Origin of the sequence: Cognatundibacterium squillarum (assembly GCF_014652435.1) — a bacterium.
Classification (GTDB): domain Bacteria; phylum Pseudomonadota; class Gammaproteobacteria; order Burkholderiales; family Burkholderiaceae_D; genus Undibacterium; species Undibacterium squillarum.
Window position 1 is genome coordinate 164,258 of the sequence record NZ_BMYU01000007.1, and the last position, 19,457, is coordinate 183,714.

General features: G+C 53.0%; 19 protein-coding genes. 3 read left to right on the plus strand and 16 right to left on the minus strand.

Going from position 1 to position 19,457, the window contains the following annotated elements:
* Window positions 1-5: 5 nt before the first annotated feature.
* From bioD to IE092_RS14260, 14 genes are all read right to left on the minus strand, one after another.
* Window positions 6-695, minus strand: a complete 690-nt coding sequence (bioD, locus tag IE092_RS14195; RefSeq protein ID WP_189357852.1) for a dethiobiotin synthase — start codon at window positions 693-695, stop codon at window positions 6-8.
* A gap of 2 nt (window positions 696-697) precedes the next feature.
* Window positions 698-1,909 (minus strand): 8-amino-7-oxononanoate synthase, encoded by a 1,212-nt coding sequence (gene bioF, locus IE092_RS14200; RefSeq protein ID WP_189357853.1) that lies wholly within the window; start codon window positions 1,907-1,909, stop codon window positions 698-700.
* Window positions 1,910-1,956: 47 nt separating this feature from the next.
* A complete protein-coding gene (bioA, locus tag IE092_RS14205; protein ID WP_229793191.1) occupies window positions 1,957-3,285 on the minus strand; it encodes an adenosylmethionine--8-amino-7-oxononanoate transaminase in 1,329 nt (442 codons plus the stop codon).
* Window positions 3,286-3,481: 196 nt separating this feature from the next.
* Window positions 3,482-4,267, minus strand: coding sequence for an enoyl-CoA hydratase/isomerase family protein (locus IE092_RS14210; protein WP_189357855.1), 786 nt, complete (start codon window positions 4,265-4,267; stop codon window positions 3,482-3,484).
* 19 nt (window positions 4,268-4,286) lie between these two features.
* Window positions 4,287-5,909, minus strand: a complete 1,623-nt coding sequence (locus IE092_RS14215) for a carboxyl transferase domain-containing protein (protein WP_189357856.1) — start codon at window positions 5,907-5,909, stop codon at window positions 4,287-4,289.
* Between the two features lie 93 nt (window positions 5,910-6,002).
* Complete coding sequence (locus IE092_RS14220) at window positions 6,003-6,407, minus strand: YchJ family protein (protein WP_189357857.1); 405 nt, start codon at window positions 6,405-6,407, stop codon at window positions 6,003-6,005.
* A complete protein-coding gene (locus tag IE092_RS14225; protein ID WP_189357858.1) occupies window positions 6,404-6,805 on the minus strand; it encodes a rhodanese-like domain-containing protein in 402 nt (133 codons plus the stop codon). The genes IE092_RS14220 and IE092_RS14225 overlap by 4 nt, the downstream gene beginning before the upstream one ends.
* A 28-nt stretch (window positions 6,806-6,833) precedes the next feature.
* On the minus strand, window positions 6,834-7,439 hold the full coding sequence (locus IE092_RS14230; protein ID WP_189357859.1) for a 2-hydroxychromene-2-carboxylate isomerase: 606 nt from the start codon (window positions 7,437-7,439) through the stop codon (window positions 6,834-6,836).
* 53 nt (window positions 7,440-7,492) lie between these two features.
* Complete coding sequence (locus IE092_RS14235; protein ID WP_189357860.1) at window positions 7,493-8,623, minus strand: acyl-CoA dehydrogenase; 1,131 nt, start codon at window positions 8,621-8,623, stop codon at window positions 7,493-7,495.
* A gap of 26 nt (window positions 8,624-8,649) precedes the next feature.
* Window positions 8,650-9,321: an SDR family oxidoreductase gene (locus IE092_RS14240; RefSeq protein ID WP_189357861.1), complete on the minus strand. Its 672-nt coding sequence runs from the start codon at window positions 9,319-9,321 to the stop codon at window positions 8,650-8,652.
* Window positions 9,322-9,391: 70 nt separating this feature from the next.
* Window positions 9,392-10,573, minus strand: a complete 1,182-nt coding sequence (locus IE092_RS14245) for an acetyl-CoA C-acetyltransferase (RefSeq protein ID WP_189357862.1) — start codon at window positions 10,571-10,573, stop codon at window positions 9,392-9,394.
* A gap of 52 nt (window positions 10,574-10,625) precedes the next feature.
* Complete coding sequence (gene aceK, locus IE092_RS14250; RefSeq protein ID WP_189357863.1) at window positions 10,626-12,392, minus strand: bifunctional isocitrate dehydrogenase kinase/phosphatase; 1,767 nt, start codon at window positions 12,390-12,392, stop codon at window positions 10,626-10,628.
* 256 nt (window positions 12,393-12,648) lie between these two features.
* Window positions 12,649-13,833 carry an isovaleryl-CoA dehydrogenase gene (locus tag IE092_RS14255; RefSeq protein ID WP_189357864.1) on the minus strand — a complete coding sequence of 395 codons (1,185 nt, stop codon included), beginning with the start codon at window positions 13,831-13,833 and terminating at the stop codon, window positions 12,649-12,651.
* A 225-nt stretch (window positions 13,834-14,058) separates the two neighbouring features.
* Window positions 14,059-14,457 carry a MerR family transcriptional regulator gene (locus IE092_RS14260; RefSeq protein ID WP_189357865.1) on the minus strand — a complete coding sequence of 133 codons (399 nt, stop codon included), beginning with the start codon at window positions 14,455-14,457 and terminating at the stop codon, window positions 14,059-14,061.
* 163 nt (window positions 14,458-14,620) lie between these two features.
* On the opposite strand from IE092_RS14260, the gene IE092_RS14265 reads away from it, so the two are divergent.
* Entirely contained in the window at window positions 14,621-15,700 is a 1,080-nt protein-coding gene (locus IE092_RS14265) for an MBL fold metallo-hydrolase (RefSeq protein WP_189357866.1), read from the plus strand.
* A 29-nt stretch (window positions 15,701-15,729) separates the two neighbouring features.
* Here IE092_RS14265 and IE092_RS14270 read toward each other — a convergent pair whose 3' ends face one another.
* Together IE092_RS14270 and IE092_RS14275 are read right to left on the minus strand one after the other, a co-directional pair.
* Complete coding sequence (locus IE092_RS14270; RefSeq protein WP_189357867.1) at window positions 15,730-16,662, minus strand: RDD family protein; 933 nt, start codon at window positions 16,660-16,662, stop codon at window positions 15,730-15,732.
* A 73-nt stretch (window positions 16,663-16,735) separates the two neighbouring features.
* Window positions 16,736-17,584, minus strand: coding sequence for an alpha/beta hydrolase (locus tag IE092_RS14275; RefSeq protein ID WP_189357868.1), 849 nt, complete (start codon window positions 17,582-17,584; stop codon window positions 16,736-16,738).
* 87 nt (window positions 17,585-17,671) lie between these two features.
* Here IE092_RS14275 and IE092_RS14280 point away from each other — a divergent pair, with 87 nt between their 5' ends.
* Both IE092_RS14280 and IE092_RS14285 read left to right on the plus strand, forming a co-directional pair.
* Entirely contained in the window at window positions 17,672-18,208 is a 537-nt protein-coding gene (locus tag IE092_RS14280) for a dihydrofolate reductase family protein (RefSeq protein ID WP_189357869.1), read from the plus strand.
* 337 nt (window positions 18,209-18,545) lie between these two features.
* A complete protein-coding gene (locus tag IE092_RS14285) occupies window positions 18,546-19,199 on the plus strand; it encodes a hypothetical protein (protein WP_189357870.1) in 654 nt (217 codons plus the stop codon).
* Window positions 19,200-19,457 lie beyond the last annotated feature (258 nt).

Genomic DNA, 19,457 nt, shown 5'->3' on the forward strand with positions numbered 1-19,457 from the left:
TTCCTTTACTTCAGTAAGTTCAGATCCAGACAGGCGGCGGCTTTACTCCATACCTGCGGAACCGCATCATGCAGACGCGGTATATGTCCCAGCATGGGCGCGTTTATCCGCTTCTGTAATGCTTGAATATTTTCCGGCTGAAACAGCATGGCCGGATCGACCGTATTGGCAACCCAGCCCGCCAGACGCAATCCGCGTGCAGCAATGGCTTCCGCAGTCAGTAATGCATGATTAATACAACCCAGACGCAGCCCGACCACCAGAATCACTGGCAGATCTAACTGCTGCGCCAGATCGGCTGTACTCAGATCATCAAGCAGCGGCACATTGAAACCACCAACACCTTCCACCATCACCGCATCTGCATGCATTGTTGCCTGCTGATACGCCTGCACAATCACTTGCGGATCAAGCCGGACATTCTCACGGGCAGCAACAATATGTGGCGCAGCCGGCGTTTGCATCAGATAAGGGCAAACTTCCTGCTGGCTGCGTTTCACGCTGGAAGCCTGCATCAGGCTGTCCACATCCTCGTTGTGCCAGATTCCGTCGCGCAATTCTGCACCGGATGCAATCGGTTTCAGCCCCAGACTGGACATTCCCTGCTGACTGAACGCCTGCAGCAAAGCGCTGGTGACAAAGGTTTTACCGATTTCGGTATCAGTGCCGGTAATAAAATAATCATTGCAGCGCATGCTTATGCCACCTCCGCAAAGCATTGAGCAATATATGCCATCTGATTCATACGGTTCATGGCCTGTACCAGCATATGCACATCAGACACCTGATGCGCAGCAGTCAGCGTTACGCGCAAACGAGCTGTGCCGGCAGGTACCGTTGGCGGGCGAATTGCCCCAACCCAGTAACCTTGTTTCCGCAAATTTTCAGCAGCTTGCAGCATTGCTGCATTATCACCGATCACAACCGGCTGAATAGCTGTCTGTGACGGCAGCAAATTCCAGTCACGCAGATTCAAACCATTGCTGAACATACGGATCAGCTGGCGTAAATGCTGACGCCGCTGCTTTCCTTCATCTCCGCTGATCAGCGCAATACTGGTTTGCAGTGCATGGGCCAGTGCAGGTGCTGCAGCCGTAGTGTAGATATATGGTCTGGCTTTCTGAATCAGCCATTCAATTACGGTCTCATGTGCGGTGACGAATGCACCGCCGACACCTGCAGCCTTGCCTAAGGTCCCCATGTAAATCAGATTTGGCGAGCGCAAAGAAAAATGTTCCAGCACACCGCGCCCGTGCTCACCGAGCACGCCGAATCCGTGGGCATCATCAACAAGCAACCATGCATCATATTGCTCGCACAAACGCAGCAGGGCAGGAATATCAGCAATATTGCCATCCATGCTGAACACACTGTCAGTTACCACTAACTTTTTACGAAGAGTACATGCCTGTAATTGCTGTTCCAGCTGCGTCAGGTCACCATGACGGAAAATATGGGCTTCTGCGCGCGACAAACGCACTGCATCAATGATCGATGCGTGATTCAGCTCTTCAGAAAATACCGCCGCATCTTTACCACTCAGTGCAGTTACAACTGCAAGGTTCGCCATATAACCCGTACAGAAATACAGTGCCCGCGCCTGATCAATACAGGGTGACATCCATGCTGCCAGTTGTTCTTCCAGAGCAGCATGCGCACGGCTGTGACCACTGATCAGATGTGATGCTCCGCTGCCTGCTCCGTATTTTGCGGCACCTTCCTGCAGGGCTTGTACAACAGCCGGATGGGTTGCGAGACCCAGATAATCGTTACTGCAAAAACCGAGTAAATTCTGGCCATCGGTTTTGTAATGCGCACCACGTACCTGATCCACCGTGCGACGCTGACGCAGCAAGTGCTTGTCATCCAATTCCTTTAACTGCGCTTGCAAATCCTGCAGCAGGGGCATGCCTGCTGTTTCCGGAACTGCAGCCGTTATGGCCTGCTGTTCTCGCTTCATTCTAATACCTCTTGTAAAACCTGTTTTGTTGTACTGGCCAGCCACTGAATTTCTTCACTGTTCATCACATATGGCGGCATCAGATACACCGTGTTGCCGATTGGCCGTATCAGACATTCATGCTGCAATGCTGTCGTAAAAAACCGTCTGGAAAAATCACGGCTCTGCTCTGCTGTTGTCTGCACATCAAACGCGAGAATCATCCCACGCTGACGTAAATGCTTTACTTCAGGCATGGCCGCGAACGGTGCAAACGCGGATGACAACTCCAGCGCTTTCTGCACGTTGCTCTGCAAAACCTGATCTTCTTCAAAAATATCCAGTGTTGCCAGCGCAGCCCGGCATGCCAGTGCATTGCCTGTGTACGAATGCGAATGCAGAAAACCGCGCCGTATATCCTGATCGTAAAATGCCTGATATACAGTATCCGTCGTCATCACCAGACTCAGCGGTAAGTACCCGCCGCTGATGCCTTTGGACAAGGTAATAAAATCAGGCCAGATTCCAGCCTGTTCGCAGGCGAAAAATGTACCCGTCCGTCCGCAACCCACGGCAATTTCATCGGCGATCAGATGAATCTGATACTGGTCACACAAACGGCGCAAGCCTTGCAAGTAGGCAACATCGTACATCGCCATACCGGTGGCGCACTGAATCAATGGTTCAACGATGATTGCGGCGATACGGCCCTCCCGCTGCTGCATCAGCGCTTCCGCCTCCTTCAGCGCCCGTTCGGCAACCTGCACCGCGGTTTCACCATCCGCTGCCTGACGCGCATCCGGCGAGGCGATCACATGTGCTCTCTGCAGCATAGGACCATAGGCCTCACGGAATAAACTGACATCCGTGACTGCCAGAGCACCAACGGTTTCTCCGTGATAACTGCCTTTCAGACAGATAAATTCCTGCTTTTCAGTGTTGCCGTGATTACGCCAGAAATGAAAACTCATTTTCAGTGCAATCTCTGTGGCGGAAGCGCCGTCTGAGGCATAAAAACAATGGCCCAGCCGGTGGTTTGTGAGCGCAGCTAATCGTTCGGATAACTGAATGACAGGTTCATGCGTGAAGCCAGCCAGCATGGCATGCTCTAACTGATCCAGTTGCTGCTTCAGTGCATTACCGATGCGCGGATTCGCATGACCAAACAGATTGACCCACCACGAGCTGACCGCATCGTAATAACGCTTGCCATCCATGTCGTACAGCCACGGACCACGCCCGTGACTGAGCGGAATCAGCGGCATACTTTCATGATGCTGCATTTGGGTACAAGGGTGCCAGACCGACTGCAGACTGCGGGCTACCCAGGATTGCTGTGTATTCAAGGTGACTTCCTGCCTCCGGCGGCACTGTGAACATCTGCTGAGATCACCGGTACCGCCTTTTTCATCAAGACCCGTATTGTATGCGAGTTTTCCGGCCATCCCTGACCGCTGCCTGCATTTACTGCCGCCTGTCAGGATGTACGGCAATTTTCCATGCCTGAGAGCAGAAATCTGCCCTCAGTGAACAAGTTCCCGCTCAGCTGAGCCAGAATGGTTTGCGTTTTTCCAGAAAGGAACGCACGCCCTCACGCCCCTCGTCAGAAGCACGGATTTCAGCGATTCCTTTGACCGTTTCCGCGACCAGCTCCTGTGTCAGCGACTGACCGGCTACCGTCTGCACCAGCCGCTTCGCCTGTCTGACAGCATTCGGACTGTTTGCGCTGATCTGGCGCACCAGTTCAGCAATCTTGTCGTCCAGTAACTCCGGCGACACCAGTTCGTGTATCAGACCACAGGCACTGGCCTGCTGCGCACTGAACCGCTCTGCGGTCACAAAGTAACGGCGTGCAGCCTGCTCACCCATCGCACGGATCACGTACGGAGAAATCGTGGCAGGAATCAGGCCAAGCTTCACTTCTGATAAACAGAAATTCGCTGTATCGGCCGAAACAGCAATATCACAGGCTGCCAGCAGCCCCATACCACCGGCGTAACAGTCACCCTGTACGCGGGCAATCACAGGCTTGCTGCAATGGTAAATAGCGCTCAGCATTGCTGCCAGCTGACCTGCATCGGCAAGATTTTCCTCATAGGTGTAATCCGCCATCTTTTTCATCCAGTTCAGGTCCGCACCGGCACAAAATGCCGGACCATTCGCCGCCAGCACGACCACCCTGACCGATGCGTCATTGTCGATTGACCGGAAAACTTCGGTCAGTTCGGCGATGGTGGTTTCATTGAATGCATTTCTGACATCCGGGCGATTCAGTGTCACTGTCGCCAGAAAGCCTTCGCGCTGCAATTCCAGTGTTTCAAATGTCATGTTCTTTCCTGATCAGGTATTACATACGGAAGATACCAAAACGCGCATCCGGAATCGGTGCGTTCAGTGCGGCGGACAAGCCGAGACCCAGAACCATACGTGTATCTGCCGGATCAATCACGCCATCGTCCCACAAGCGTGCAGACGCATAATACGGATGTCCCTGCGCTTCATACTGATCCTTAATCGGTTGTTTAAATGCAGCCTCTTCTTCCGCACTCCAGCTGCCGCCTTTCGCTTCAATACCATCGCGACGTACGGTTGCCAGCACGCTGGCAGCCTGCTCACCACCCATCACGGAAATACGCGCATTCGGCCACATCCACATAAAACGCGGCGAGTATGCGCGGCCGCACATGCCGTAATTACCCGCGCCGAAACTACCGCCGATAATCACCGTAAACTTCGGCACATTCGCAGTTGCCACTGCAGTCACCATCTTCGCACCGTTACGTGCGATACCTTCATTTTCGTATTTGCGGCCGACCATAAAGCCCGTGATGTTCTGCAGGAACACCAATGGAATTTTGCGCTGGCAGCACAGCTCAATAAAGTGCGTACCCTTCAGGGCAGACTCAGAAAACAGAATACCGTTGTTCGCAATAATGCCGACTGGCATACCGTGGATATGTGCAAAGCCACAAACCAGCGTCGTGCCGTAGCGCGCTTTAAATTCATCAAACTGAGAGCCGTCAACAATACGGGCAATCACTTCGCGTACATCGAACGGCTTGCGGGTATCTGCCGGAATCACCCCGTATAGTTCAGAAGCCGGATACAAAGGTTCTGCCACCGGACGGGTGACAACCGTTTGCGGTTTCTGACGATTCAGATTGGAAACGATGGTGCGTGCCAGCGATAAAGCGTGCGTATCGTTCTGCGCCAGATGATCCGCAACACCGGACAAGCGGGTATGTACATCACCACCACCCAGATCTTCTGCACTGACCACCTCACCGGTTGCCGCTTTCACCAGTGGCGGGCCACCGAGAAAAATTGTTCCCTGATTTTTGACGATAATGGACTCATCACTCATCGCCGGTACATAAGCCCCGCCGGCGGTACATGAGCCCATTACCACTGCGATCTGCGGTATCCCCTTGGCAGACATGTTTGCCTGATTGTAGAAAATACGCCCGAAGTGATCACGATCCGGGAAAACGTCATCCTGATTCGGCAGATTTGCACCACCGGAGTCGACCAGATAAATACATGGCAAATTATTCTGCTCTGCAATTTCCTGCGCACGCAGATGCTTTTTCACGGTCATCGGATAATAAGTGCCGCCCTTCACGGTAGCATCATTACAGACGATTACACATTCCTGTCCGGCAACACGACCGATGCCGGTAATCACGCCCGCGGACGGTGCAGCATCCTGACCATTTTTCTCCTGATACATACCGTAAGCAGCGAGCTGAGAAAATTCCAGAAACGGTGTTCCCGGATCCAGCAGCATCTGCACACGGTCACGTGGCAATAACTTGCCACGGTTCAGATGTTTCTGACGTGCTTCCGCACCGCCACCCTCTGCAATTTTTGCAATTTTCTGTTTCAGGTCATCCACCACGCGTTGCATAGCTTCTGCGTTGAGCCGGAAATCTTCCGAACGTGCATTCAGTTTGGATTCGATAATCGCCATTTTGTCTCTGTGTATTTATCTGAGTCTGACTGACAAGGATCACCTGTCAGTTACTAAGGCCAGGGAAGGTCAGCCCCCGTTGGCCTGCCAAGCTTACTTCGCGGGAAAACGACCATCTACGTAATACCAGCGTCCTTCATACCGCACAAAGCGGCTGATTTCATGCAAGCGGTAAGCCTTGCCTGCAATTTTGTAACGCGCCACAAATTCCACCGTTGCTTCATCTCCGCCGGGTACATGCTTGCGCACTTCCAGACCAAGCCACTGCGTCGGTTCCTCATGCGTAATCTGCTCTTTCGGACAGGTTCGCTCATCCCAGCTGGCACGCAGATACGCTTCCTGATTCTGGGTATACGCCGTGTAACGCGAGCGCATCAGTGTTTCTGCATCCGCAGCGAGCAATTCGCCGCGAATATAAGGTGCACAACAAGTTTCCAGTGTTTTTCCTGAACCGCAGGGACAGGCATTGCTCACCGGCTTTACTGCTTTTTGCTTCATACTGATTGTTTTCTTTCTTTCTGTACTACAGGCGCACCTGCTGCCTTCCATGCACCGAATCCGCCTTCGATATGGGCAACATGCTCCAGTCCCATTTCCAGCAAAGTCCGGGTCGTCAGAGCACTGCGCCATCCGGCAGCACAAAATAAAATAAATTCTTTCTGCTCACCGAATACCGGTTTGAAATATGGGGATTCAGGATCGACCCAGAATTCAATCATGCCACGCGGTGCATGAAAGGCACCCGGCACCATGCCTTCGCGTTCCAGTTCACGGATATCACGCACATCAATCAGCTGCACATTCGGATCATCGAGTCGGGCAAGTACTTCCGCCACACTGTAGGTACGAATCATTGCCGTTGCTTCGTCTACCAGTTGTTTATAGCCTTTTTTCATCGAACGTCTCCTCCGTTAATATTTCACTTCAGAAGCTTCCCTGAGCAAGCCATCGCTCCACCTGCGGCAAGCGGTCATTTCCCCAGAACGACTCACCGTCAACAATGATCCACGGCGCACCAAAGATACCGCGTGCAATGGCTGTCTCACACTGTTCACGCAAAGCATCTTTCCATTGCGGATCAGCGCAGGCAGCGATTGCAGACTGACCATCTAAGTCCAGCCCGCTGACCACATCAGCCAGCCAAGCGGAATCGTTCACCGGTACATCGCCGTTAAAATATGCTGAAGTTACTCTGCGAACAAATTCACCCGTCAGATGCGGCGCCTGCTGCTTCAGCCACAAACACACACGTGCAGTATTGTGTGTACTGACGGGGAAATTATCCGGCAAACGCAGACTCAGTCCCGCAAACCGTGCTGACCTTTCAAAGTCATGACGAAAATAATTTGCCATCACCGGTGGCCGCATTGTCAGGGGACCTGATCCGGTTTCCCGGAATACCGCGCCAAGTAATACCGGCTGCCAGTTCACTGTACGCCCGTAACGTGCAGCCAGTTGCTCAACCGACTGTGCTGCGATATATGCGTAGGGTGAAACGAAGTCAAACCAGAATTCAATTGCTTGCATCATGATCCCCTTTTCGGATCTTCAGAAACCTGCTGGGCTAGCAGATAACGGATAACTTACGCCAGTGCGCGGGAAATCAGAATTTTCTGAATTTCAGATGTTCCTTCATAGATCTGACATACCCGCACATCACGATAAATTCTTTCAACCGGAAAATCGCTGACGATGCCATAACCACCGTGAATCTGAATCGCTTCGGAACAGACACGTTCTGCTATTTCAGAGGCAAATAATTTCGCCATCGCCGCTTCTTTCAGGCAAGGCTTACCGGCATCTTTCATGCTTGCAGCATGCCAGATTAACTGACGGGCTGCTTCAATGCGAGTCGCCATATCTGCCAGTTTGAACTGTATCGCCTGATGTTCAAAAATGGGTTTTCCGAAACTCTGACGGTCTTTTGCGTAACTCAGTGCTGCCTCGAACGCAGCACGCGCCATACCAACGGATTGCGAAGCAATCCCGATACGTCCGCCTTCCAGACCGGACAGCGCAATTTTGTAACCCATGCCCTCTTGCCCGATCAGATTTTCAGCAGGAATGCGGCAATTCTCAAAAATGATCTGTGCTGTATCCGAAGAATGCTGTCCCATTTTGTGTTCCAGACCCGCTACAACATAGCCAGGCGTACTGGTCGGCACCCAGAAAGCACTGATGCCTTTTTTACCTGCCGCTTTGTCGGTCACTGCCATTACAATCGCAACATCAGCATGCTTACCACTGGTGATAAACTGCTTCACACCATTCAGCACATACTCATCGCCTTCGCGTTTGGCCGTGGTTTTCAAATCTGCAGCATCACTGCCTGCATGCGGCTCTGTCAGACAGAACGCGCCCAGCATGTCACCTTTCGCCAACGGCACCAGCCATTGCTGTTTCTGTGTTTCGCTTGCATACATCATCGCGATACTGCATACCGGACAATTATTCACAGAAACTACCGTGGAAGTGCCGCCGTCACCAGCAGCGATTTCCTCAATCACCAGCGACAACGACAGATAGTCCATGCCGGCTCCGCCGTACTGTTCCGGAACCGCAACGCCGTAAGCACCCAGCTGCGCCAGCTCTTTCAGTTCTTTCGCGGGAAAATGGTGTTCTTTGTCCCAGCGGGCTGCGTTCGGAGCGATGTTTTCCTGCACATAAGCACGAATCGCATCGCGGATCATTTCATGTTCTTCACTGAGGTTCATGCGTATTCCTGAAGAAAAATTTCTGATTACCAGCGTAAAGGCTGATGATGAATGGCATCAATAAACTGACCATGGTCTGCCGGGGTCAGTGCCGCAATCGTGCGGCGAATCGCCTGCACACCTTCACTGACTTCAAGATCTGCACCTGCTCCACCCATATCGGTTTTCAGCCAGCCCGGATGAATTGCGGTACAGATACTGGACCTGGCCTGCAGCGATACATCGCGCAACACCGAATTTAAGGCAGCTTTACTGGCACGATACAACCAGCCTGCACTGTTCTCGCGCATTTCGATAGAAGCCATTACTGAAGAAACAGCAATCAGCTTTCCGGCCGCTGCATCCGTCATTGGCAACAGTATCGGTAAGAGACGCATAGCTGCCAGCACATTGGTCTGCATGACGCGGTCAAATGTCTGCTGATCCGGTGCCTGCAATCCGCTGGTATGCGGGCCGTAAATCCCGGCATTCAGAATCGCCAGATCCAGCTTTTCGTCATCCAGATGCCAGCCCGCACCGGCACAATCCGTGAGTGAAGTCACATCCAGTTTGAATGCTTCGCAGCCAGCCTGACGCAAGCTTTGTAAGTCAGCATCGGTTCTTGCGGTAGCCAGTACGCGCCAGCCGTCGGCGACATATTGTTTTGCCAGTTCCGCACCGATGCCACGCGATGCGCCGATAATGAGAGCGGTTGCCATCTTTACTATTCCTGAACAAATGCTGCGGCACTGATGACCGCAGCGTTTCGGTAGACAAGTATCTGAATAATCAGATCAGTTCGATCGCAACGGCCGTACCTTCGCCACCGCCGATACACAGCGATGCGACACCGCGTTTTTTACCATACTGACGTAATGCACCGATCAGAGTCACGATGATACGGGCGCCGGATGCGCCGATAGGATGACCAAGCGCACAAGCACCGCCGTGTACATTGACTTTCTCATGCGGGATATTCAGTTCACGCATCGCCGCCATCGGTACAGCAGCAAATGCTTCATTGATTTCAAACAGATCAACGCTGTCCACATCCCAGCCGGTTTTTGCAAACAGTTTTTGCATGGCGCCGACCGGCGCTGTTGTGAACCAGCCCGGTTCCTGCGCATGGCTGGCGTGACCAGCAATACGTGCCAGCGGTGTCAGACCCAGTTCACGTGCTTTAGATTCCTTCATCAATACCAGTGCCGCAGCACCATCGTTGATCGAGGAAGAAGATGCAGCAGTGATCGTGCCGTCTTTTTTGAACGCCGGTTTCAGTGCAGGAATTTTGTCCAGTTTAGCTTTCAGCGGACCTTCATCTTTGCTGATAACAGTATCGCCACCGCGACCGGAAACGATCACCGGAGCGATTTCCCAGTCAAATTTACCTTCATTCTGTGCGTTCTGCGCACGTTTAACGGATGCAATCGCGAACGCATCCTGCTCTTCACGTGTAAAGCTGTATTTGGTCGCGCATTCTTCGGCAAAAGTACCCATAGAACGGCCTTTGTCATACGCGTCTTCCAGACCATCCAGCATCATGTGGTCATACATCATGCCGTGACCGATACGGTAGCCGCCGCGTGCCTTCGGAATCAGATAAGGTGCATTGGTCATGGATTCCATACCACCGGAAACCAGCACTTCATTGCCACCGGCCATGATCGCGTCGTACGCCATCATGGTGGTTTTCATTGCTGATCCGCACATTTTCGACAGTGTCACTGCGCCGGTGGAAACCGGTAAACCGGCTGCCAGCAAAGCCTGACGTGCAGGAGCCTGACCCTGGCCAGCCATCAGGCAGTTACCGAACAATACTTCTTCCACCAGTTCCGGCTTTACACCGGCACGTTCAACCGCTGCACGAATCGCCACTGCGCCCAGCTGGCTGGCGGTCAGGGAAGAAAAATCGCTCTGGAATGCACCCATCGGGGTACGGGCTGCACCTACGATTACGATAGCGTCTGACATGATGTTCTCCTGTAATTGGGATCTTAAAAATGAGCATTGCTGCCCGGTTTATTTATGTCTGATGAAAGCGGATTTCCTGCGGATAAGGGAAAATATCTTCCACCTTACCCCGCTGAATACGCGCTTGTTTTTGCTGCCAGTATTCCGGCGTCAGCAGATCTGCATGGTGCTGCAGGAAGCAGCGTCTGACCTGCGGATTGCCAAGCAGGAAGCTGCCGAACTGCTCCGGAAATACATCGTTTCTGGCGACCGGATACCAGGGTTCGGCCGCCATTTCATCTTCTTCATTGCGCGGCGCCGGAATGCGGCGGAATTGACAATCGGTGATGTATTCAATTTCGTCATAGTCATAAAACACAACGCGACCATGGCGTGTAACACCAAAGTTTTTGTACAACATATCGCCGGGGAAAATATTCGCTGCAATCAGATCTTTAATTGCATTGCCATATTCACGCACGCCGTGCTCCATTGCTGCCAGATCACCACGCTGCTCGGCTTCCGTCAGCCAGATATTCAGCGGTGTCATACGGCGTTCTATATATAAATGCCGTATCACAACTTCATCGCGCGTCACTTCCAGCAGCGAAGGCGCATAGCGCTGAATTTCTGCCAGCAATTCTTCGGAAAAGCGCGAGCGCGGAAATGCAACATCAGAATATTCCAGCGTATCGGCCATACGGCCAACGCGATCATGGTTTTTCACCAGTTGATATTTTTCCTGCACCAGTTCACGCGTGGTTTCTTTCGGTGGCGGAAAGCTGTCTTTAATCAGCTTGAAAACATACGGAAACGATGGAAGCGCAAATACCAGCATAACCAGACCGCGAATACCCGGCGCAGCCGCGATCTGATCCGATGAATATTTCAGGTGGTGCAGAAAATCTCGGTAGAACAGGTTTTTGCCATGCTTTTGCAAACCTAGCATCGTATAAATTTCACTGCGCGGCTTACGCGGCAAAATGCTGCGTATGAACTGCACGTACGCACTCGGCACTTCCATATCCACCATGAAGTAAGCGCGTGTAAATGAAAACAGAATCGTGATCTGCATCGCTTCGGTCAGCACGGTATCCAGCACCAGACTGCCCTTCTGACGATGCATAACAGGGATCACAAATGGGTAATCACGGTTACCGTTGATGACTTTCCCGATGATGTACGCCGCTTTATTTCTGAAAAATAAATTAGCAAGTACCTGAATCTGATGATTCGGCTCCAGTTTATCCTGACCGAAACAAGCCTTTAAACGTGCCTCCACCAGCGCGACATCACGGTCCAGATCTTCAAACTCTGCCTGAAGACGGAAATTGGTCACTATGCGGCGCAGGGTAAACAGTAAGCCGTCGGTCGCCGGATAATACACACGGTAAGTCGGCGGCGTATCCTGCTGCTCAAGATACTCAGTCGCAGTCGCCGGACGCAGAAAAATAAAATCGTTGTGGTAATACGCGCGGTTCAGCAACTTGGTGCAAACCGAATTGAAAAACGTTTCTGCCAGCTCCGGGCGCAGATGATCGGTCAGCAAACCCATATAATGCAGCTTGACTTCGCGCCAGACCTGATCCGTCAGATCAGCCGGATCATATTCATCTTCCAGAATCTGGACACACTCACGGACGCGTTTTTCATAGAATTGAATGCGGTCACGCGCGTTGTGCTGCAAAGTCTGCCATTCACCCCGGCCAAACAATATTGCCGCCGCCTGACTGATTTCCCTGAATATCCGGTAATGTTTATCAAAACCGTCCAGTATCGTCCGCGCGATATCAAACGCGATCTGTGACGACAACATTTTGGGGAAATGCGGCTGCGACATACGGAACTCCGTTTACGGTAACAGTGATTGCCACGATAAAGGACACGACTGCGTCAGCATGGTCTGACGCCACCCATGTCCTGCTGAAGACCCGTTGCTAACCATCATCTGTACGCTGGCTGAACTGCACCGTTCTGCCGGTGCAGATAACGCAGATAACAGTGTCAGGTGCAACATGGGCATGATCTCAGATACCTCGTGATTAAACACGGAAAACCGGAACAGGAACAGCGTCAGCTATTCCTGTTTTGCACGATCAGCGGGTTTCTGCAAACAGTTCGCGGCCGATCAGCATACGGCGGATCTCGCTGGTACCGGCACCGATTTCGTACAGTTTGGCATCGCGCCACAGACGGCCCGCAGGGTATTCGTTGATGTAACCATTGCCACCCAGCGCCTGAATGGTTTCACCCGCCATCCATGTCGCTTTTTCTGCAGAGAACAGAATTGCGCCAGCCGCATCCTTACGCAGCGCACGGATTGCATCCGGGTTATCTGCACGGTCACATGCCTGACCGACAGCATATACATACGCTTTGCTGGCCATCATGGTCGAGTACATGTCAGCAATCTTGCCCTGCATCAGCTGGAATTCACCGATGGACTGACCGAATTGTTTGCGGTCGTGGATATACGGTACGGTCACATCCATACAGGCTTGCATAATGCCCAGCGGACCGCCGGACAACACAGCACGTTCGAAGTCCAGACCGGACATCAGCACGTTAACACCTTTACCGACACCACCGAGCACATTTTCTACCGGTACTTCGCAGTCTTCAAACACCAGTTCGCCAGTGTGAGAACCGCGCATACCCAGTTTGTCCAGTTTCTGAGCAACGGAAAAACCTTTAAATCCTTTTTCGATCAGGAAGGCAGTGATGCCGCGCGGGCCGGCTTCCAGATCAGTTTTTGCGTACACCACCAGCGTATCGGCGTCCGGGCCGTTGGTGATCCACATTTTGCTGCCGTTCAGCACATAGCGATCGCCTTTGAGGTCAGCACGCAGTTTCATGCTGACGACGTCGGAACCGGCATTCGGCTCAGACATCGCAAGCGCGCCGATGTGATCACCCGAGATCAGTTTCGGCAGATATTTTTGTTTTTGTTCTTCCGTGCCGTTACGTTTGATCTGGTTCACGCACAGATTTGAGTGTGCGCCGTAAGACAAGCCAACAGACGCGGAGGCACGGGAAATTTCTTCCATGACGATGATATGCGCCAGATAACCCATATTCGCACCGCCGTATTCTTCGCTGACGGTCATGCCGAGCACACCGAGGTCACCCATTTTTTTCCACAGATCCATAGGGAACTGGTCGGTACGGTCGATTTCTGCGGCGCGCGGTGCAATTTCTGCGGCGGCGAACTGTTGTACCGCTTCGCGCAGTGCTGCGATGTCGTCACCGTGCTGAAAGCTTAAACCGGGTAAATGGAGCATGTCTTCCTCGCTGTCTGGTTAGATTCTGGTTATGACCACCGGGCGGCAGGATCACTGTCCGCAGCAGTGGCTGATACGGGTCTGCTGTGCTTGCAGCAGTAAAACAAAAATCATACGTCTAATTGACGTTAACGTAAACGTCAATTTACCACGTCCGCCCCGTCGCCGGAAAGTTCAGCCATGGCTGTACCTGAGTGGCGACATAAAAATAGCATTTTGCCATTCTCAGGCAGCATCAATCTGATGCACTTGTTGCAATAAATGGCGGCTTTTTTCTTCATGTGTCTGGATTTCATCCAGCATGATTTCGATATCTTCACGCTGTTGCTCCAGCGTCGCACGATGGCGTGCAAGTACCTCCAGAAAGCTTTTCAATTGTGCTTCTGTATCTTTGGGTGACTGATACATTTCGATCAGCGCCTTGATGTCAGACAGGCTCAGTCCGAGGCGTTTACCGCGCAGTGTCAGTTTCAGATGGGTGCGGTCACGCGAGGTGTACACGCGGTTACGGCCGTTCGGACCTTCACGGGCCGGGCTGAGTAAGCCCTGATCTTCGTAAAAGCGGATTGCACGCGGCGTAATGTCAAACTCGCGTGCCAGTTCAGTGATGGTATACGTCGCCATAGGGGTAAAACACTTAACGATAGGATGAAAAAAGCCGGAAACCGGTGTACATTCTGGTTTCAGTTTACGTAAACGTCAATTTGAGAATCAAGGCATTGTAGGCGAATCGTCTGACTGCCTGCCGATATTTTTGCCTTCCCGGCACTGACTCTGAGAAATTCGCATGAACCCGCTGGAACAGCAACTGCACTACCCTTTTGGTGAAACCCTGCCTGCCCGTGGCCGCACTCTGGAAGTGGCACCGGGCGTGCTGTGGTTACGCATGGAATTACCATTTGCCCTTAACCACATCAATCTGTGGCTGATTGATGACGAACTGGACACCGCCCATGGTCGTCAGCGTGGCTGGACTGTGGTGGATTGCGGTATCGCCAGCGATACCACCCGTGATGCCTGGGAAGTGCTGTTCGCCAGCGCGCAGGAATTGCTCGGCGGACGTCCGGTGCTGCGGGTACTGGTCACCCATTGCCATCCGGATCATGTCGGACTGGCGGACTGGTTGTGCCAGTTGTGGAATGCGCCGCTGTGGATGACTGCCGGAGAATACGCATTTGCCCGCATGATGTCAGCCGGATTACCGGGTGCCGACGGGTCAGCGATGTTCCCGCATTTCCGCCGTCACGGCCTGACCGATCCTGAGATGGAAAACCGGATTCAGGAACGTAAAAGTTACTACACGCGTCTGGTGCCGACCGTTCCGGTGGCCTACCACCGCTTACAGGAAGGCATCCCGCTGCAAACCGGCAACTTCCGCTGGCAGGTGATTACCGGATTCGGCCATTCGCCGGAACATGCTTCGCTGTATTGCCCGGAGCGGAATGTCCTCATTTCCGGTGACATGCTGCTACCGCGCATTTCCACCAATGTTTCTGTGTTTGCGATTGAGCCGGAAGCCAACCCGGTCGCGCAGTATCTGGATTCTCTGCGCAAATATGAAAGCCTGCCGGACGACGTGCTGATTCTGCCCTCCCACGGCAAGCCATTCCGTGGCCTGCACACCCGGATTCAGCAATTGCGTGACCATCATGCCGAGCGACTGGAGGAAGTGCGTCAGGCCTGCCGCGCGCCGCAATCTGCCTGCGATATCGTGCCGGTAATGTTCCGCCGTCCGCTGGATGCCCATCAACTGACCTTTGCGATTGGCGAAGCGCTCGCGCACCTGCATTATCTGTGGTTTGCCGGCGAACTGGAGCGCAGTACCGGCAGCGACGGTGTGATCCGTTTCGTCATGCGTTCGCGCTGAGGCCCACTGTTTTCGCTGGCGTTGGCGATTTACTGTGCAGGAGTCTGCAAAAGCAGGTGTGCGTCGAAGTAATACAGCTCTCTGTCATAACGGCTGTAAATACCGAGATCCGTACCGTAAATCAGCTCGACTTCCACCAGATCACGGTAGGCCATTTCCGGAACACGGGCGACGACGGCTTTTGCCAGTTTCAGCGCCAGACCACTGCTGAGCACCCGGTTTTCTTTGAGAATCACTTTCAGGGTCAGACGGTCCGTCTGACGTGAAGGACGCACACCGGTACCTTCACTGACGCCTGCATAACGCACCTGCGCAAAGTCCAGCATCACTTGCTGAGCACGGCTGACGCTGGATTCCGGCAACTCTGAACTGTCCCAGCGCAGTAAAAACGGCGCCAGTCCTGACAGACACAGCCAGCCTGCCAGCACTTTCATCTGACGACCGGAGAATGCCGGCAAAACGGTGCAAGGCGTATCCGCGGTATGGCGCACCACCACAGTCCGGCTCAGTATTTCATGATAACCACGGTGCGCCGGACGGTTCAGCAGCCACAAATACAGATTGGCACCCAGACCCGCGATGGTCAGCGCCTGCAATAACCGTGCTGGCAGTGCATCGGCGGGCAACGGTAACTGAAAGCCGGAACAGAACCATGGCAGCGCAAATAACACCGCACGCAACAAAGACTGCGTAAAACGCAGCGGATTGCCGTCTGCTGAAACACAGCGCAATCCGAACAAACGTTGCCCGGGTGTGCAAGTGCTCAGCGCCTCATTCAGTGCAAAGTACAGGCAGGCAGCGGCGAACCCTGCGACGCGTGCCATTGCCCCCATTTGCTCAAGCGGAATGCCCGGTATCCGGCTCAGCAACCATCCGAGCAGATACAGCAAAAGCAGATCCACAGCAAACGCCGGAAGGCGCAGCCAGACAGCAGGAATCGGGAAGGCAGGAGCGGTAGCCATGATGAGAGTGAGCACTGACAAAACAAACTGCTGTGCACCTTACTCTCACCATATAAAAATGGCAAACTTTTTCCTACCGCTGCTGCAATTGCAAACCCGCTTGTGGTGCCGGCAAAACACAACGCTGCCCGCCATCCAGGAAGGCAAAAACCGTGGACGTGATCAGATTCTCCATTGCAGCATTCAGGCCGCGTCCGCCGAAATGGCTGTGGGTCGCCTCATCGATTACGCCCAGCCACTTACAGCCGGGCGGCATTTCTGTAAAAGCTTCGGTCCGGCTTTGCCAGGACTGGCCTCCCAGTTCCGCGTCGCGGGTACCGGTCAGCATCAGTACCGGCTGACGTATGGCAGACCAGGCATGTACCGGAAAAATCAGCCCGGATCCCTGTGGCGACATTGCAACATAACGGTCAAACCGGCGCTCGCCACGCACACCAACCAGATTTTCGGCACCGGCTTCTATCATGGTAGTCGCCGCACCCATAGAGTGCCCGAGTAAGACAGCTTCGCCCTGCGCACAACGCTGACGTGCCCAGTCTTTTGCCAGCCCGATTTCCTCCAGACGACTACGGTAAGCTGCGCTATCAGTCACCATCTGCGTCAGTGCCTCATTCGGCTTATGGCGCAACAAGGAGCGCCCCAGCACACGGGTGCCGCTTTCCTGATGCGCAGGTACAACCGCCAGCCATCCACGTGCGGCCAGCGCCTCGGCCAGATACGCATAGCCTTTTTCCGATCCGCCCGCACCGTGCGAAATCACCGCAACGCCCTTACAGGCGGCGTCCGGCAAATAAGCCTGTGCCGGTATCTGCTGGCGATCTGCCCGCAATAATTTCAGTGACTGGGCTGCCATCACCGGTGAACTAAACGTCAGGCAAACCACTGGCAGCACACAATAAAACATCCGCAACGTCATCCGCATATATGGCTCCGGAATGGAATAATCAGCAGAGTGTGCCATGCAAACGAAATGCTAAAGTAACGCCTTGTTTCTGCACTTTGACTAAATATGACAGCTTCCTGCAGCGTATTTGCCGCCATCAGCCTTGATGGTTTTTTTGCCCGTGAAGACGGTTCACTGGACTGGCTGGCCAATGTCGCCAGCGGCAGCCGCGATTACGGCTATCAGCAATATCTGACTTCTGTGGATGCGACGCTGATGAGCGTCCGCGATATGACCTCCCTGCTATCGGGCGGCTTTTCTTTACCACGCAACTGTTTTGTGTATGCGGAGCAGCCATTACCAGACGCTGAATCTGCAAATTTGCCTACTTCAGTCCGGCTGATACAAGCTGACGCAGCGAATGCGCTGCAACAAATCAGCACAAACGGAATACAAAACATTGCTGCCGAAGGCAGCGAAGTAATCCGGGCACTGCTGGCTGATGGCCTGATTTCGCGCATGACACTGACGCTGGCACCCGTTCTGCTGGGCAAGGGAATGCGGCTGTTCGGTGAACTGACCGAAGATCAGTACTGGCAATTGCAAAGCCATCAGGCGTTTGACGATGGCATGGTACAGCTGCACTACGAACAGTCTTTATAAGCACGGACATTTTTAACATCGCTACTGTAACGCTGAATTGCACTGCAAACATTTCCGTTGAATATCAGGTTTTTCTGGATTTTTTCCGTAAGGAAAATATTTTTCTTAACTGCGATATTTTGCAATACCTCACTTAGAACTGACTTCGTCAAAACCCGCGAGATACGTTTGTCTCGAATGGCAAGCTCGCAAGAGTGCCGCACAGAATCCTAACGCACAACGTTACGCCCATATTTACATCAACGGTACCTGGGTCGCTGCTGCAGATCTGGATCAGGCCAGCAACCGCTTCCGCTACACGCTGACCAAACTGCCGAATCTGGCCGGTACCGATGTGATGATTCTGGTTTCAGAAAATAAAAAGAACTGGGCTGGCGGCTTCCACGCTTTCCGTCAGTTCAAAATCAAGGTCGCGAATCAGTTTTTCTTCCAGAATATGGGCTTTGAAGCCGGTAACTTTAACGCATGGACTTCAACCCGCCGCACCTGGTCTGATCCGACGGAAATCAATCCCTCAGATAAGAGTATTGTGGTCAGCGGCATCAGCTATGACCCGATTGCTACCGACTCACCGGTTCCGCTGTTCGGAAAATATGCTGCCCGTGTTAATAATGAAGATAACAATTTCCACATCAGTACACTGACACAAACGGCAGTTGTACCGAAAACAAAAAATCCTACCGTGCGTTTCTACTGGTCTGCCGTCCTGGAAGATCCGAACCACAGCCCGGCAGAGCAACCATACGTAGAAATTGTGGTGGAAAATAAAACGAAAGGGATTGTTCTGTACACAAAACGTTTCTACTCTAACGATCCGTCTTATTCCGGCTGGAAATCCTACCGCAACGACAAATGGCGTTCCATCCCGTGGCAATTGGTTGATTTACCGGTTGCTCAGTATGCAGGCGATCAGATTACTATTCGCGTTGTCGCAGCAGACTGCGCACTCGGCGCACACGGCGGCTACGCATATCTGGATGTGGAAGAATAATTAGAACTCATTTCATAAATACCCGCGAGATGCGTTTGTCTCATAGCGCAGGCTGGCAAGGCGGACAAGGCAGTGAATAGCGGTGCTATTCACAACGCGTCCAACGCTGTCCAGCGTGCGCTATGAGGCAAACCCTGTGGGAACGGAGGTGCCGGGCGCATTGCTTTGTTGCGTCGCTTGCACAGACACCAGTCTGTGCTGCGCAACGACGCCGCACACTGCCTCCCAGCACCTCGCATTCGCACTCGTGGCTATTTA

Coding starts and splice junctions, on each gene's coding strand:
- bioD (WP_189357852.1), bottom strand. CDS start 695: ATGCGCTGCAATGATTATTTTATTACCGGCACTGATACCGAAATCGGT.
- bioF (WP_189357853.1), bottom strand. CDS start 1,909: ATGCCCCTGCTGCAGGATTTGCAAGCGCAGTTAAAGGAATTGGATGAC.
- IE092_RS14210 (WP_189357855.1), bottom strand. CDS start 4,267: ATGACATTTGAAACACTGGAATTGCAGCGCGAAGGCTTTCTGGCGACA.
- IE092_RS14215 (WP_189357856.1), bottom strand. CDS start 5,909: ATGGCGATTATCGAATCCAAACTGAATGCACGTTCGGAAGATTTCCGG.
- IE092_RS14220 (WP_189357857.1), bottom strand. CDS start 6,407: ATGAAGCAAAAAGCAGTAAAGCCGGTGAGCAATGCCTGTCCCTGCGGT.
- IE092_RS14225 (WP_189357858.1), bottom strand. CDS start 6,805: ATGAAAAAAGGCTATAAACAACTGGTAGACGAAGCAACGGCAATGATT.
- IE092_RS14230 (WP_189357859.1), bottom strand. CDS start 7,439: ATGATGCAAGCAATTGAATTCTGGTTTGACTTCGTTTCACCCTACGCA.
- IE092_RS14235 (WP_189357860.1), bottom strand. CDS start 8,623: ATGAACCTCAGTGAAGAACATGAAATGATCCGCGATGCGATTCGTGCT.
- IE092_RS14240 (WP_189357861.1), bottom strand. CDS start 9,321: ATGGCAACCGCTCTCATTATCGGCGCATCGCGTGGCATCGGTGCGGAA.
- IE092_RS14245 (WP_189357862.1), bottom strand. CDS start 10,573: ATGTCAGACGCTATCGTAATCGTAGGTGCAGCCCGTACCCCGATGGGT.
- aceK (WP_189357863.1), bottom strand. CDS start 12,392: ATGTCGCAGCCGCATTTCCCCAAAATGTTGTCGTCACAGATCGCGTTT.
- IE092_RS14255 (WP_189357864.1), bottom strand. CDS start 13,833: ATGCTCCATTTACCCGGTTTAAGCTTTCAGCACGGTGACGACATCGCA.
- IE092_RS14260 (WP_189357865.1), bottom strand. CDS start 14,457: ATGGCGACGTATACCATCACTGAACTGGCACGCGAGTTTGACATTACG.
- IE092_RS14265 (WP_189357866.1), top strand. CDS start 14,621: ATGAACCCGCTGGAACAGCAACTGCACTACCCTTTTGGTGAAACCCTG.
- IE092_RS14270 (WP_189357867.1), bottom strand. CDS start 16,662: ATGGCTACCGCTCCTGCCTTCCCGATTCCTGCTGTCTGGCTGCGCCTT.
- IE092_RS14275 (WP_189357868.1), bottom strand. CDS start 17,584: ATGCGGATGACGTTGCGGATGTTTTATTGTGTGCTGCCAGTGGTTTGC.
- IE092_RS14280 (WP_189357869.1), top strand. CDS start 17,672: ATGACAGCTTCCTGCAGCGTATTTGCCGCCATCAGCCTTGATGGTTTT.
- IE092_RS14285 (WP_189357870.1), top strand. CDS start 18,546: ATGATTCTGGTTTCAGAAAATAAAAAGAACTGGGCTGGCGGCTTCCAC.